10 protein-coding genes are annotated in these 14186 nt (G+C 66.6%); 7 read left to right on the top strand and 3 right to left on the bottom strand.

Annotation, left to right across the window (positions count from 1 at the left end; translation table 11 throughout):
* Nucleotides 1-44: 44 nt before the first annotated feature.
* The 7 genes from QTI66_RS14385 to QTI66_RS14355 all read left to right on the top strand — a co-directional run bounded on the left by QTI66_RS14385 (nucleotide 45) and on the right by QTI66_RS14355 (nucleotide 11627).
* Nucleotides 45-1583 (top strand): efflux RND transporter periplasmic adaptor subunit, encoded by a 1539-nt coding sequence (locus QTI66_RS14385; protein ID WP_286560435.1) that lies wholly within the window; start codon nucleotides 45-47, stop codon nucleotides 1581-1583.
* A gap of 22 nt (nucleotides 1584-1605) precedes the next feature.
* On the top strand, nucleotides 1606-4764 hold the full coding sequence (locus tag QTI66_RS14380) for an efflux RND transporter permease subunit (protein WP_286560434.1): 3159 nt from the start codon (nucleotides 1606-1608) through the stop codon (nucleotides 4762-4764).
* On the top strand, nucleotides 4761-8054 hold the full coding sequence (locus tag QTI66_RS14375) for an efflux RND transporter permease subunit (RefSeq protein WP_286560433.1): 3294 nt from the start codon (nucleotides 4761-4763) through the stop codon (nucleotides 8052-8054). Before QTI66_RS14380 ends, QTI66_RS14375 begins: the two co-directional genes overlap by 4 nt.
* Complete coding sequence (locus tag QTI66_RS14370; RefSeq protein ID WP_286560432.1) at nucleotides 8051-9514, top strand: efflux transporter outer membrane subunit; 1464 nt, start codon at nucleotides 8051-8053, stop codon at nucleotides 9512-9514. The genes QTI66_RS14375 and QTI66_RS14370 overlap by 4 nt, the downstream gene beginning before the upstream one ends.
* A gap of 172 nt (nucleotides 9515-9686) precedes the next feature.
* On the top strand, nucleotides 9687-10349 hold the full coding sequence (locus QTI66_RS14365; RefSeq protein WP_286560431.1) for a sensor histidine kinase: 663 nt from the start codon (nucleotides 9687-9689) through the stop codon (nucleotides 10347-10349).
* Between the two features lie 55 nt (nucleotides 10350-10404).
* Complete coding sequence (locus QTI66_RS14360) at nucleotides 10405-11229, top strand: undecaprenyl-diphosphate phosphatase (RefSeq protein WP_286560430.1); 825 nt, start codon at nucleotides 10405-10407, stop codon at nucleotides 11227-11229.
* Nucleotides 11230-11294: 65 nt separating this feature from the next.
* A complete protein-coding gene (locus QTI66_RS14355) occupies nucleotides 11295-11627 on the top strand; it encodes a hypothetical protein (protein ID WP_286560429.1) in 333 nt (110 codons plus the stop codon).
* A gap of 14 nt (nucleotides 11628-11641) precedes the next feature.
* Here the strand turns inward: QTI66_RS14355 and msrA are convergent, their stop codons facing one another.
* The 3 genes from msrA to QTI66_RS14340 form a co-directional block, all read right to left on the bottom strand.
* Complete coding sequence (gene msrA, locus QTI66_RS14350; protein ID WP_286560879.1) at nucleotides 11642-12331, bottom strand: peptide-methionine (S)-S-oxide reductase MsrA; 690 nt, start codon at nucleotides 12329-12331, stop codon at nucleotides 11642-11644.
* Between the two features lie 181 nt (nucleotides 12332-12512).
* Entirely contained in the window at nucleotides 12513-13319 is an 807-nt protein-coding gene (locus QTI66_RS14345; RefSeq protein ID WP_286560428.1) for an alpha/beta fold hydrolase, read from the bottom strand.
* A 39-nt stretch (nucleotides 13320-13358) separates the two neighbouring features.
* Complete coding sequence (locus tag QTI66_RS14340; RefSeq protein ID WP_286560427.1) at nucleotides 13359-14186, bottom strand: proteasome-type protease; 828 nt, start codon at nucleotides 14184-14186, stop codon at nucleotides 13359-13361.

Genomic DNA, 14186 nt, shown 5'->3' with positions numbered 1-14186 from the left:
TCTGGCGCGCGCCCGCTGACCCCGCACACGCACCGAATCAAGCAATGGCCCCCAACTTTCCCGACGCCCCGCCCGAAGCCAGCCCAACGGCCATTCCATCAGGCCGTGGCCGCCGGCGCTGGGTGGGCAGCGTGGTGGCCTTGCTGCTGTTGATCGCGCTGGGCGCGGGGGCCTGGTACCTGGTGCAACGCGCCAAGTCGCCGGCGCCCGTGGCTGGCGCGCAAGGCGGGCCGGGTGGGCCCGGTGGCGCTGGTCGGCCGGGCGGGGGTCCCGGCGGTCCGGGCGGCCCTGGAGGCGGTGGGCGCGGCGCCGGCGCCAGCACGGTGGGCGTCGCCACGGCGCAAGAGGCCGATATTCCCGTGACCGTCGATGCGCTTGGCACCGTCACGCCGCTGGCCAACGTCACGGTGCAGCCGCAGGTCTCCGGCGTGCTCACGGCCGTGCTCTACACGGAAGGCCAACTCGTCAAGAGGGGCGACGTGCTCGCGCAGATCGACCCGCAACCTTTCCAGATTGCGCTGCAGCAGGCGCAGGGCGCGCGCAAGCGCGACGAAGCCTCGCTGGACGCGGCGCGCGTCACGCTCAAGCGCTATCAGAACCTGCTGCAGCAGGACTCCATCGCGCGCCAGGTCGTCGATACGCAGGCGGCGCTGGTGCAGCAGCTCGAAGGCACCGTGACCATCGACCGTGCCAACGAAAACACCGCCAAGCTCAATCTTGCGTGGAGCCGCATCGTCGCGCCCGTGAGCGGCCGCGTGGGCCTGCGGCCGGTGGACGCGGGCAACTACGTCAATTCGGGCAGTTCGACCAGCGGCATTGCGGTGATCACGCAGATCGAGCCCATCGACGTCTCGTTCTCCGTGCCGCAGGACCGCCTGCCGGAACTGCAGGCGCGCCTGGCCGCCGGGGCGCAACTGCCGGTCACGGCCTTCGACCGCACGCGTTCGCGCCAGCTTGACACGGGCGTCTTCCTGACGATCGACAACCTGATCGACACCACCACCGGCACCATCAAGGCCAAGGCCCGTTTCCAGAACACGACGCACGCGCTGTACCCCAACCAGTTCGTGAACGCGCGGATTCTCTTGCGCACGATCCGCAGTGCCGTGGTGGTGCCCGTGACGGCGCTGCGCCATGGCCCCAACGGGGACTTCGTCTACGTCGTCAAGGAAGACAAGACCGTGGCGTTGCGGCCGGTGAAGACAGGCATCGCCAGCGTCGAGAACATCGCCATCACCAGCGGCCTCGAAGCCGGCGAGCAGGTGGTGACCGAAGGCGGCGACCGGCTCAAGGACGGCGCCAGGGTGCAGACGGCACCCGATCGTCCCGCGCCCGCCGCGTCGGCCACTCCCGGCGCGAAAGACGGGCAGGGGCAGGGTGGCCGCCGCCGGCGGCAAGCTGCGCAGGCGCCGGCCGATGGCACGCCCGCGCCTTCAACGGACAGCGCGTCCGGGTCGCCTGCGGCGACGACGGCAGCGCCTGCGCCCGACGTCCGGGCCGCCGCGGCGCCGACGCCACCCGCGGGTGCACCCGCATCGGCGAGGCCCGCACCGACCACGCCAGCCGCCGCCCCGGCGCGCTGAGTCGTCGCCAAGCTGAGTTGCGATGAGTCCTTCGCGCCCCTTCATTCAACGGCCGGTGGCGACCTCGCTGCTGATGCTGGCGATCGTGCTGGCCGGCCTGGTCGGCTTCAAGTTCCTCCCGCTGTCGGCGCTGCCGCAGGTCGACTACCCGACCATCCAGGTGCAGACGCTGTACCCCGGTGGCAGCCCCGAGGTGATGAGCAACACCGTCACCGCGCCGCTGGAGCGCCAGTTCGGGCAGATGGCCGGACTGGACCGCATGAGCTCCGTCAGCGCGGCCGGCGTGTCGATGATCACGCTGCAGTTCACGCTGGGCCAGACGCTCGACGTGGCCGAGCAGCAGGTGCAGGCCGCCATCAATGCCGGCGGCTCGCTGCTGCCGGCCGACCTGCCGGCGCCACCGGTGTACGCCAAGGTCAATCCTGCCGATGCGCCGGTGCTCACGCTCGCCGTCACGTCCGACACGATGCCGCTCACCGAAGTGCAGAACCTCGTCAACACGCGGCTCGCGCAGAAGATCAGCCAGGTGAGCGGCGTGGGCCTGGTGTCGCTCAGCGGCGGCCAGCGGCCGGCCGTGCGCATCCAGGCCAACACGCAGGCGCTGGCGGCCAACGGCATCGGCCTGGATGCGCTGCGCACCGCCATCACCAACTCCAATTCAAACGGCGCCAAGGGCAGCTTCGACGGACCCAAGCGCAACTACACCATCAACGCCAACGACCAGTTGATGACGGTCGACGACTACAAGAACCTGATCATTGCGTACAAGAACGGTGCGCCGATCCGCATGGCCGACGTTGCCAGGGTGGTCAACGGCGCGGAGAACGCCCAGCTCGGCGCCTGGTCCGGCATCGCCTGCGTGCAGGGCGGCACTTGCCTGGACGCGAACGAGCGCAAGCTGAGCCCCGCCATCATCGTGAGCGTGCAGCGCCAGCCGGGCGCCAACGTCATCGCCACGGTGGACGCCATCAAGAAACAGTTGCCTGTGCTGGAGCAGGGCATGCCGGCGGGCCTGAAGGTGCAGGTGCTGAGCGACCGCACGGCCGGCATCCGCGCCTCGGTCGAGCACGTCGAAATGGAACTGGCGCTGGCCGTGGTGCTGGTGGTGCTGGTGATCTTTGCCTTTCTGGGCAGCCTGCGCGCCACCATCATCGCCAGCATTGCCGTGCCGATTTCGTTGATCGGCACATTCGGCCTGATGTACCTGCTGGGCTACAGCCTGAACAACCTGAGCCTGATGGCGCTCACCATTGCGACCGGTTTCGTCGTGGACGACGCCATCGTGATGATCGAGAACATCGCCCGCTACATCGAGGAAGGCGAGCCGCCGATGCAGGCGGCGTTCAAGGGCGCGTCGCAGATCGGCTTCACCATCATCTCGCTGACGGTGTCGCTCATTGCAGTGCTCATTCCGCTGCTGTTCATGGGCGACGTGGTGGGGCGGCTGTTCCGGGAATTCGCGGTCACGCTGGCCATCACCATCCTGATCTCGGCCGTGGTGTCGCTCACGCTGGTGCCGATGATGTCGGCGCGCTGGCTCAAGCACGAGCCGCCCAGGGAAGACCGCGGCGGCATCGGCGGGCGCATGCAGCGCTTCTTCAGCAGCGTGATGACGCGCTATGACAGCTCGCTCCACTGGGTGATCGGTCACCAGGCGCTCACGCTCATCGTCGCGCTGCTGACGCTGGTGCTCACGGTGCTGCTCTACCTCACGATTCCCAAGGGCCTGTTTCCCACGCAGGACACCGGGCAGCTTCAGGTGCGCCTGCAAGCTGCGCAAGACGTTTCTTTCGACCGCATGGCGTCGCTCCAGAAAGAGGCGGCCAACGTCATCCTGCGAGACCCCGACGTGCAGACCATCAGCTCCTTCGTGGGCGTGGACGCCGCCAACAACATGATGCTGAACACCGGCAGCATGCTGGTGAACCTCAAGCCCGGACACGGCGACCAGCAAAAGATCATGGACCGCCTGCGCGAGGAGGTCCGCCAGGTGCCCGGCGTGACCATCTACCTGCAGCCCACGCAAGACCTCACCATCGACGCCGAGACCGGACCGACGCAGTACCGCGTGTCGCTCGAAGGCGTGGACAGCGCCACCGTCACGCAGTGGATGACGAAGCTGGTGGATCACCTGCAAGGCGTCGACAAGGTGCGCAACGTGAGCAGCGATGCGGGCGCCAAGGGACTGGCCGCGTACGTCGAAGTGAACCGCGACACCGCGGCGCGGCTGTCGATCACCGCCAGTTCGGTGGACGACGCGCTCTACAGCGCCTTCGGCCAACGCATCGTCTCGACGATCTTCACCGAAACCAACCAGTACCGCGTGATCCTCGAGGCCGAGCCTGGCGTGGTCAACAGCCCGCAGACGCTCGGGCAGTTGAACCTGATCGCAGGTTCGGGCACCGCGACGCCGCTGTCGGCCTTTGCGACCATCACCGAGAAGCAGGCGCCGCTGCAGATCACGCACGTGGCGCAGTATCCGGCGAGCACGCTCAACTTCGACGCCGCACCCGGCGTGGCGCTCGGTGCCGCCGTGGGTGCGATCCGCCAGGCCGCCAAGGACATCGGCCTGCCCAACAGCCTGACGATGACCTTCCTGGGGGCCTCGGGTGCGTACGAGAACTCGCTGTCGAACCAGCTCTGGCTCATCCTGGCGGCGGTGATCTGCGTCTACATCGTGCTGGGCGTGCTGTACGAAAGCTACGTGCATCCGCTGACGATCCTGTCGACTTTGCCTTCGGCCGGCGTCGGTGCGCTGCTGGCGCTGATGATCACCGGCAACGACCTGGGGGTGATCGGCATCATCGGCATCATCCTGTTGATCGGCATCGTCAAGAAGAACGCGATCATGATGATCGATTTCGCCATCGATGCCGAGCGCAACGAGGGCAAGTCCGCGCGCGAGGCCATCCATCAAGCGGCCTTGCTGCGCTTCCGTCCCATCCTGATGACCACGCTGGCGGCCCTGTTCGCCGCCGTGCCGCTGATGCTGAGCTGGGGCGACGGCGCGGAACTGCGCCGGCCGCTGGGCCTGGCGATTTTTGGCGGGCTGATCGTGAGCCAGCTGCTCACGCTGTACACGACGCCGGTCATTTACCTGGCCTTCGATCGCCTGGGCGGCGGCGAGCGCCGCAGGCTGCGCGACAGTGAGCAGGCGCTGGGTCCGGAGGCGCGGGCGTGAACCTGTCGCTGCCCTTCGTACGCCGGCCCATCGGCACCGTGCTGCTCACGGTGGGCGTGGCGCTGGCCGGCATCGCCGCTTTCTTCGTGCTGCCGGTGTCGCCGCTGCCGCAGGTGGACTACCCCGTCATTTCAGTGAGTGCGTCCATTCCCGGCGCAAGCCCCGAGACGATGGCCACCAGCGTGGCCACGCCGCTGGAGCGGCGACTGGGCACCATCGCGGGTGTCAACGAGATCACCTCGAACAGTTCCAGCGGCTCGACACGCGTGACGCTGCAGTTCGACCTGAGCCGCAACATCGACGGCGCGGCGCGGGAGGTGCAGGCGGCCATCAACGCGAGCCGCGCCGACTTGCCAGCCACGCTGCGCAGCAACCCGACCTACCGCAAGGCCAACCCGGCGTCCTCGCCGGTCATCATCCTGGCGCTCACCTCCAAGACGCGCAATCCGGGGCAGTTGTACGACGCCGTGTCCAACATCGTGAGCCAGCGCCTGTCGCAGGTCAAAGGCGTGGGCGACGTTGAAATCGGCGGCGCCACGTTGCCGGCGGTGCGCATCGAGCTGCTGCCCTTTGCGCTCAACAGCTACGGCATCAGCACGGAAGACGTGCGAGCGGCCGTGCAGGCTGCAAACGCCAACCGCCCCAAGGGGCAGGTCATGGACGACGCGCGGCGGCTGCAGATCTACACGCAGACGCCTGCGCTTCGCGCCAGCGACTACGCGGACATGGTCATCGCATGGCGCAACGGCGCGGCCGTGCGGCTCAAGGACGTCGCCAACGTGGTCGATGGCGTGGAAGACAACCGCACGCTGGGCCTGTACAACGGCGAGCGGGCCATCATCGTGCTCGTCACGCGCCAGCCTTCGGCCAACGTCATCGAGACGGTGGACGCGGTGCGCGACCTGCTGCCGGAGCTGCGCGCGCAGTTGCCTTCGGACGTGACGCTGGACGTGGCCTCGGACAGCACGAGCACGATCCGCAGTTCGCTGCACGAGGTCGAGTTCACGCTGGTGGTTGCGGTCATCCTGGTGGTGCTGGTGGTCAGCGCCTTCCTGCGCAGCCTGCGCGCCACCATCGTGCCGGCGGTGGCCACGGTGACGGCGCTGCTGGGCACCTTCGGCGTGATGTACCTGCTGGGCTTCAGCCTCAACAACCTGAGCCTGATGGCGCTCACGGTGGCGACCGGTTTCGTGGTGGACGACGCCATCGTGGTCCTGGAGAACACCAGCCGCCACATCGAGGCCGGCATGTCACGCATGCAGGCCGCCTTGCTGGGCGCCAAGGAGGTAGGCTTCACGGTGCTGTCGATCAGCGTGTCGCTGGTGGCGGTGTTCATTCCGCTGCTGTTCATGGGCGGGCAGACGGGGCGGCTGTTCCGCGAGTTCGCGGTCACGCTGTCGGCGGCCGTGCTGATCTCGCTCGTCATCTCGCTGACGACGACGCCGATGATGTGCGCGTGGTTGCTCAGGCCCGGCGGCGAACATGCCAACCGCAAGCCAGCGGGGCGCCTGGGCCGGATGGCCGAGCGCAGCTACGACTGGATCCTGCGGCGCTACGAGCATGGGCTGGATTGGGCGCTGCACAGCAAGGCGCTGGTGATGTTCATCCTGCTGGCCGTCATCGGCCTGAACGTCTATCTGTTCAGGGAGGTGCCCAAGGGGTTCTTTCCGCAGCAGGACAGCGGCCGCTTCAATGCCGGACTGCGCGCCGACCGCAGCATCTCGTCCGCGGAAATGCAGACCAAGTTGCGCGAGGTGGTGGACATCATCCGCAAGGACGAAGCGGTCGAATCGGTGGTGGGTTTTGCGGGTGGCTCGCGTGCGGGCGGGGGCTTTCTGTTTGCCAGCCTCAAGCCGGTGTCGCAGCGAAAGGACAGCGGATTGGCTGTGATCGCACGCTTGCGGCCGCAATTGGCCAAGGTGGTCGGCTTGCAGGTGTTCCTGAATCCGGTGCAAGACCTGCGTTCGGGCGGCCGGTCGAGCAACTCCACCTACCAGTACTCGCTCAAGAGCGACAACGCGGCCGACCTGCGCGTGTGGGCCACCAAGCTGGCCGACGAACTCAAGCAGTTTCCCATGCTGACCGACGTCGACACCGACCAGGCCGAAAACGGCGTGGAGACGATGGTGCAGGTCAACAGCGAGGAGGCGCGCCGCCTGGGCCTGACGGCGCAGTCGATCGACAACGCGATGTACAACGCCTTCGGCCAGCGGCAGGTCGCCACCATCTACACCGAACTCAACCAGTACCACGTGGTCATGGAGTGGGCGCCGCCCTATACGCGCGGGCCCAATGCGCTGAACGATGTCTACGTGCCCGTGACGCGAACGGTGTCCAGCGGCGGGCAGGCCGTGACCGTCGAAGCGCCGGCTGCCAGCACGGCGGCCAAGAGCGCCACGGCGTCGACCGCGGCGGCATCGGGCACTGCGGTGCCGGTGTCCGCCAACCCGGCCCTCAGGAGCGCGTCCTCGGGCAACGTGCTGGCGAACACCGTGACCAGCCAGGTGCGCCTGCCCGTGGTGGCGAAGTTCGTCGAGGGATCGGTGGCGAGTTCGGTGAGCCACGAGGACGGCGAACTGGCCACCACCGTGTCTTTCAACCTCGCGGAAGGCGCGACGCTCGACCAGGCGCGCGAAGCCATCAGCCAGGCCGAGGCCAACATCGGCATGCCCATCAACGTCCGCGGCGCCTTTGCCGGCACGGCGCTGAGCGCGCAGCAATCACAAGGACAGCAGGCCATGCTCATCATTGCCGCGCTGGTGGTGATCTACATCGTGCTGGGCATTCTCTATGAAAGCCTGGTGCACCCGATCACGGTGCTCTCGACCTTGCCTTCGGCGGGCGTCGGCGCGGTGCTGGCGCTGCTCATGTTCCGCATGGATTTCTCGATCATTGCGTTGATCGGCGTGTTCCTGCTGATCGGCATCGTCAAGAAGAACGCCATCCTGATCATCGACTTTGCGCTGGAGGCCGAGCGCTCGCGCGGCCTGAGTCCGCTCGACGCGGTGCGCGAAGCCTGCATGCTGCGCTTCCGCCCGATCCTGATGACCACGCTGGCCGCGGCGCTGGGCGCATTGCCGCTGGCCGTCGGCTTTGGCGAAGGGGCGGAACTGCGCCGGCCGCTGGGCGTCGCCATCATCGGCGGGCTGATTGCCAGCCAGATGCTCACTCTCTTCACCACTCCCGTGGTTTATCTGCTGCTCGACAAGCTGCGCCGGCGCGGCCCCAGCGAGCGCATGCTGAGCAAGGTGGACGAGCCAGCCTTGCTGCCGAAACCTGAATTGCAATGACATCTCCGGCTCCAAAGAACTTCAAGACCGTGGCGGCGCTGACCGTGGCCATGCTGCTCAGCGCCTGCGCCGTGGGCCCCGACTACCAGCGCCCGAGCGCACCCGAGCCGGTGGCCTTCAAGGAGGCGCCGCAATCGGGTGCGCAATGGTTCCCGGCCGCGCCGGCCGACACGCTCGATCGGGGCCCGTGGTGGGAGCTGTTCGGAGACCCGGTGTTGAACCAGTTGGTCGCCCAGGTCGAGGTGTCGAACCAGAACGTGGCGGCAGCCGCTGCGGCCTACGAGCAATCGCGCGCCCTGGTGACGCAGCAGCGTTCGTCGCTCTTTCCCTTCGTGGGCCTGAATGCCAGCGAGAAGCGCATTGGCGGCCCTGCCAACGGACGTGCGTTGAATGCGGCCGCACTCGGCCTGCAGGCGAGTTGGGAGCCGGACATCTGGGGTGAGTTGCGCCGGGGCGTCGAGGGCGCGCAGGCCAATGCCCAGGCCAGCGAAGCCAGCCTCGCGGCGGCGCGCTTGTCGGCCCAGGGTGCGTTGGCGACCAACTATTTCCTGCTGCGCGACGCCGACATCGAGATCGGCTTGCTGCAGGAGGCTGTGACCGCCTATGAACGGGCGCTCAAGATCACGCAGAACAGCTACGACGCCGGCATCTCCGCCAAGACCGATGTGCTGCAGGCCCGCACGCAGCTGGCCTCGACCCGCGCCAATCTTGTGAGTGTGCAGGGGCAGCGTCCGCAACTGGAGCACGCCATCGCCGTGCTCATCGGCAAGGCGCCGACGGATTTCACGCTGGAACCGGTGGCGAACTGGAAGGGCGCAGTGCCCGCGGTGCCCTTGGGCGTGCCCTCGACGCTGCTGCAGCGCAGGCCCGATATTGCGCAGTCAGAACGCTCGGTGGCGGCGGCCAATGCGCAGATTGGCGTCCAGATGGCGGGCTACTACCCCAGCTTTACCCTGACGGGTGCGTATGGCTCGGCGGCGGTGCGAACACGCGACCTGTTCGATGCATCCGCCATCCTCTGGTCCATTGGCCTGTCGGCGGCGCAGACCTTGTTCGACGCGGGCGCCACCAAGGCGCGCGTGGCGCAGGCTGAGGCGGCACGCAGCGGCGCCGTCGCCCAGTACCGCCAGACGGTGCTGAGTGCCTTCCAGTCGGTGGAAGACCAGCTTTCCCTCGCGCGCTCGCTCGCGGAGCAGGCGGAATTCCGGCGTGAGGCGTCGGAGGCGGCCAACCTCACCGAAACGCAGATCCTGAACCAGTACAAGGAAGGGCAGGTGGCCTACACCGACGTGGTCGTGGCGCAGGCGGCGGCGTTGAACGCGCGCCAGGTGCTGTCGCAGTTGGCGGCCAGCCGGTTGACGAATGCCGTTGCGCTGATTCAATCGCTGGGTGGCGGATGGCAGGCGCAGCAGCTGGAGCACAGCGCCGATGCGGCGCCGTTGGCGGCGCCGAAGCCCTGATGGGTCGATCGGGCGGCGCCATTCGTGACAAGGTACTTCACATACTTTTACGCATGCGCGCATCTGCATTAGCATTCGCCCCGCATGATGCTGCAGCCTTCGCTGAAGACGCGAATGCAGCATCTGCCGACAACGCCCCGTCGACCATGACCTGGAACAAGGGAAAGCAACAATGATCCTGCCAGTTGCCAGCAACATTGGAGTCGCCGTCATGGCGGTGTTGTCCATGGCGATGCTCTGGCGTTCGTTGAACGCGCGCCTGGCGCTCGGCGCGTCCCAACCCAATGGCGGCTCGGCATCGCCCGTGCCACCGGCTGACCTGGACCTCGACTTTTCTCGCGACGAGCAGCAACCGACCGACCTGCGCCAGTTGCTGGACGAAACGCCGCAGCATTGCCACGCGCTGCTGCGCAGCAGCGAGATCACGTGGACCCAGAGCGTGCCGAAGGGCGCGCTCAACGTCTATGCCCGGCGGCAGGAACTGCAACAGTTGCTCGCCCACGTGGTGGCCATGGCCTGCCAGGCGATGCCGCGCGGCGGCGTGCTGAACGTGGTGGCGGTGCCGCAGGACACGCAGGCCGTCATCCAGTTCCGCGACACGGGCTTCGACCGCCAGGAGCCGTTGCTCTCCGGCCTGTTCCTGCATGGCTCGCGCGCGCTGGCAGGTTCGGGCGATGCCGACAGCATCCTCGTTGCGGGCGTCGCCAGCTGCCGCCGCATCGTGCAAGAGCATGGCGGGTGCATCGAGATGGCGCCACTGGCGTCCTCCGGTGAGCTTGCGCTCACCATCCGCCTGCCTTTGCGGGAGGACGCGGCGAATTGGTCACGCTATTGACCGGTTTGCGACTTTTCCGCCCGCGATAATTGACGCACTTAATCAAGGAGTGCGCGTGGATATCGTTTTGCTGGTCAAGGCCGCAATCATGGGTGTGGTCGAGGGCCTCACCGAGTTCTTGCCCATTTCGTCGACGGGCCACCTCATCCTGGCTGGATCGCTGCTCGGCTTCGACGACGACAAGGCCAAGGTGTTCGACATTGCCATCCAGACCGGCGCGATCTTTGCGGTGATCCTGGTCTATTGGCACAAGATCCAGTCCACCGTGCTGGCCCTGCCGCGCCAGCCCAAGGCGCGCAGGTTTGCGCTGAACGTGATCATTGCCTTTCTTCCGGCCGTCGTGCTGGGCCTGTTGTTCGGCAAGGCCATCAAGGCGCATTTGTTCACCCCGGCGGTGGTCGCCAGCACCTTCATCATCGGTGGCTTCATCATCCTGTGGGCCGAAAAGCGGCCGCCCGGCTCGGTGCGCATCGAGCACATGGACGACATGACGCCCATGGACGCGCTCAAGGTCGGCCTGGTGCAATGCTTTGCGATGATTCCCGGCACCAGCCGCTCGGGCGCGACGATCATCGGCGGCATGCTGCTGGGCCTGTCGCGCAAGGCGGCCACGGACTTCTCCTTCTTCCTGGCGATTCCGACGCTGATCGGCGCGACGGTGTACAGCCTCTACAAGGAGCGCGCGCTGCTGTCTGCGGCGGACTTGCCGCTTTTCGGCGTGGGGCTGGTGTTCTCGTTCATCAGCGCATGGATCTGCGTGCGCTGGCTGCTGCACTACATCTCCAGCCACAACTTCATTCCGTTTGCGTGGTATCGCATCGTGTTCGGCATCGTCGTGCTGGCGACTGCGTGGAGTGGACTGGTGGTATGGGCTGAGTAAGCCGCAACGGATAAAAAAAATGGGCCACCCCGTGCGCCCATGTGCTCAGGCAGGGAGGAGACAAAATGAAAAGAGAAACAGCCAAGTCAGCGCTTGGCGTCACGGCGGTCATCTGCGCGACGCTGCTTCAGCCAGCCAGTGCGCAGCAAGTCGAGAGCCTCAAGGCGATGCTCGCCAGCGGCGCGGGGCGCCTCGACGATGGCGCGACCATGTTCACCGATTTCAGCTTGGCCAAGGCCGGGATTGCCCCATGTCAGCCGACGGCGAACCCGCGCGTTGACATCCTGCAAGTCAGGTCGCATGACGACGTGCCCTTCCTGGCCAAGGTGCGGGTCACGGAAGGGCACTGCGCGAGCACCGAGGGGTGGGTGCTCGTGGAGAAACTGAAGGGCGTGTAGGCGCCCCTGAAAAGCTAAACCCCGCCGTTGCCCACCAAGGCCGGCGCGGCACGGTACACCCCCGGGAACACCTTCTTCAGGTTATCCAGCTTGGGAATGTCGTTGTAGGCGATGTACGGATCGTTCGGATTGCGCGTCAGGTAATCCTGGTGATACCCCTCCGCCGGGAAAAACGGCTTCTGCGTTTCGATCGTCGTGACGATGGGCGCCTTGTAGACCTTCGCCTTGTCCAACTGGTCGATGTAGTCCTTTGCGACGCGGGCTTGCTCCGCCGACTGCGCAAAGATGGTCGAGCGGTATTGCGTGCCCGTGTCCGGCCCCTGGCGGTTCAATTCCGTCGGGTTGTGCGCCACCGAGAAGTAGATCTGAAGGATGCGGCCATAGCTGATCTGCTTCGGGTCGAAAGTGATGCGAACCGCCTCGGCATGGCCCGTGCGGCCGGAGCCTACGGCTTCATAGCGCGCCGTCTTCGAATCTCCGCCCGCGTAGCCCGACACTGCGTTGCTCACGCCCTTGACGTGCTGGAACACGCCCTGCACGCCCCAGAAGCAGCCACCGGCCACGACGGCGGTCTCGGTGGTGGCGGACGACGCTGGCGCCGGTTCGTTGGCGGGCGCGGGAATGACCACCGCGCTTTCCGCGGCGAAAGAGGGCGTCGCTTTCCAAACGGCGGCACCGCACAGCAGCGCCAGCCCGCCCAGCATGACGCGACGTGATGTGGATGCGGGCCTGGCGCTTCGCGCGGCAGCAACAAGGGATCTGGATGGCGTTTTCATTCGGGCCTCATGGGTTCGACTCAACAGCACTCATTGTTGATGCATTTCCCGAGGCCGGCTGCGGGGAGTCGCCCGCCGACCCCGACGCGGCCCCGGTCTTTGTGCCGGCTCAGCCCGCCAGCAAGTTGCGCAGCGACGCCTCGACGGCCGCAGCCGTGGCAATGGGCTTTTCCATCGGGAACAGGTGCGTGCCATCGAGCATGGAGATGCGGCCCCTGGTGACCTGCTCCGTCATCGCCATGCCCACGCGCTTCATCTCCTGCGACTGGCGTCCGCCGATGAAGGCCACCTTGCACTTGACCGGGTTCTTGCGCAGCAGGCCGCTCAAGTTGTGCGGCAGCGTGTTGTAGATGGCGGTTTCCACGTCGCGGTCGAAAGCCAGGGCACGCGAGTCGTCCTCGTCGAAGGTGCCGTGCTCGATGTAGTCGCGCAGCACGCGCTCGTCCCACTTGGCAAAGGCCTTCTTGCTGCGGAAATGCTCGAACACCGCGTCGCGGTGCTCCCAGCTGTTCTTGCGCCTGCGGCTGATGGCGCCGGGCGACACGCTCTTCATGAGCGGCGTGAGCTTCACCAGCTCCAGCGCGTTGGCCCGCCAGCCGCCGAGGATGGGCGAGTCGATCAGCACCACGCCGCGCGCCAGCGCCGGAAACATGGCCGCGCACATCAGGCTCAGGAAGCCGCCGAGCGAATGGCCGACCAGGAAGACCGGGCCGCCGGCAAAGTCGACTTTCTCCTGCGCAAAGTCCGCAAGCTGGCGCACCAGGTGCGGCCAGTTGTCGGTGACGGGGTACTTCGGGTCGTGCCCGAACTTCTCGATGGCGTCGACGTCGAAGCCGCGATTGCGCAGGCTGTCGAGCATCACGCGGTAGGTGCTGGCGGGAAAACTGTTGCCGTGGGAAAAAACGATGGGAGGCACGATGCGAAAGGCGCGCCAGCAGGGCGCGCGCAGAAAGGTCTAGATGAGTTTTTCGTCCGGCGTCGAGATCTTGCGCAAGGCGCCATGACGCGCCGCCGGCATGCGCAGCGGGTGCTGCGTGAAGGCGTCGTCCCACACCGGGTCTTCGATGCTGTCGAACACCTCGCGCAGCTTCTGGCCCCAGCTGTTGTGCATCATGCGGTAGTAGGGGTTCTCGGCATCGATGCAGATCACGCGGTCGGTCCGCAGTGCATTGGCTTCGTACACCACCAGGTCCAGCGGCAGGCCGACGGAGAGGTTCGACTTCATCGTCGAATCCATGGACACCAGCGCGCACTTGGCGGCTTCGTCCAGCGGCGTGTCGGGCGTGAGCACGCGGTCGAGCACCGGCTTGCCGTACTTCGATTCGCCCACCTGGAAATAAGGCGTCTCGGTGGTCGCCTCGATGAAGTTGCCGGCGGAGTAGACAAGGAACAAGCGCATGCCTTCGCCCGCCACCTGGCCGCCGAAGATGAAAGACACGTTGAAGTCCAGCCCCGCCTGCTTGAGCGCTTCGGCATCGCGGTCGTACACATGGCGAACCGCAGAGCCCAGCACGCGCGCCGCGTCGAACATGCTCTTGGCGTTCCAGATGGTGATGGGCGGGCCGCCGCTGGCCTCGCGCAGTTCCTCGATCTGCAAGATCTCGCGCACCGACTGCGAAATGCTCAGGTTGCCGGCCGACAGCAGCACCATGAAGCGGTCGCCCGGCTGCTCGTACACGATCATCTTGCGGAAGGTGCTGATGTGATCGACGCCCGCGTTGGTGCGCGAGTCCGACAGGAACACCAGCCCGGCGTTGAGTTTGATGCCTACGCAATATGTCAT

Origin of the sequence: Variovorax brevis (assembly GCF_030317105.1) — a bacterium.
Classification (GTDB): Bacteria; Pseudomonadota; Gammaproteobacteria; order Burkholderiales; family Burkholderiaceae_C; genus Variovorax; species Variovorax brevis.
This window is presented reverse-complemented; position numbering and strand designations above follow the sequence as displayed.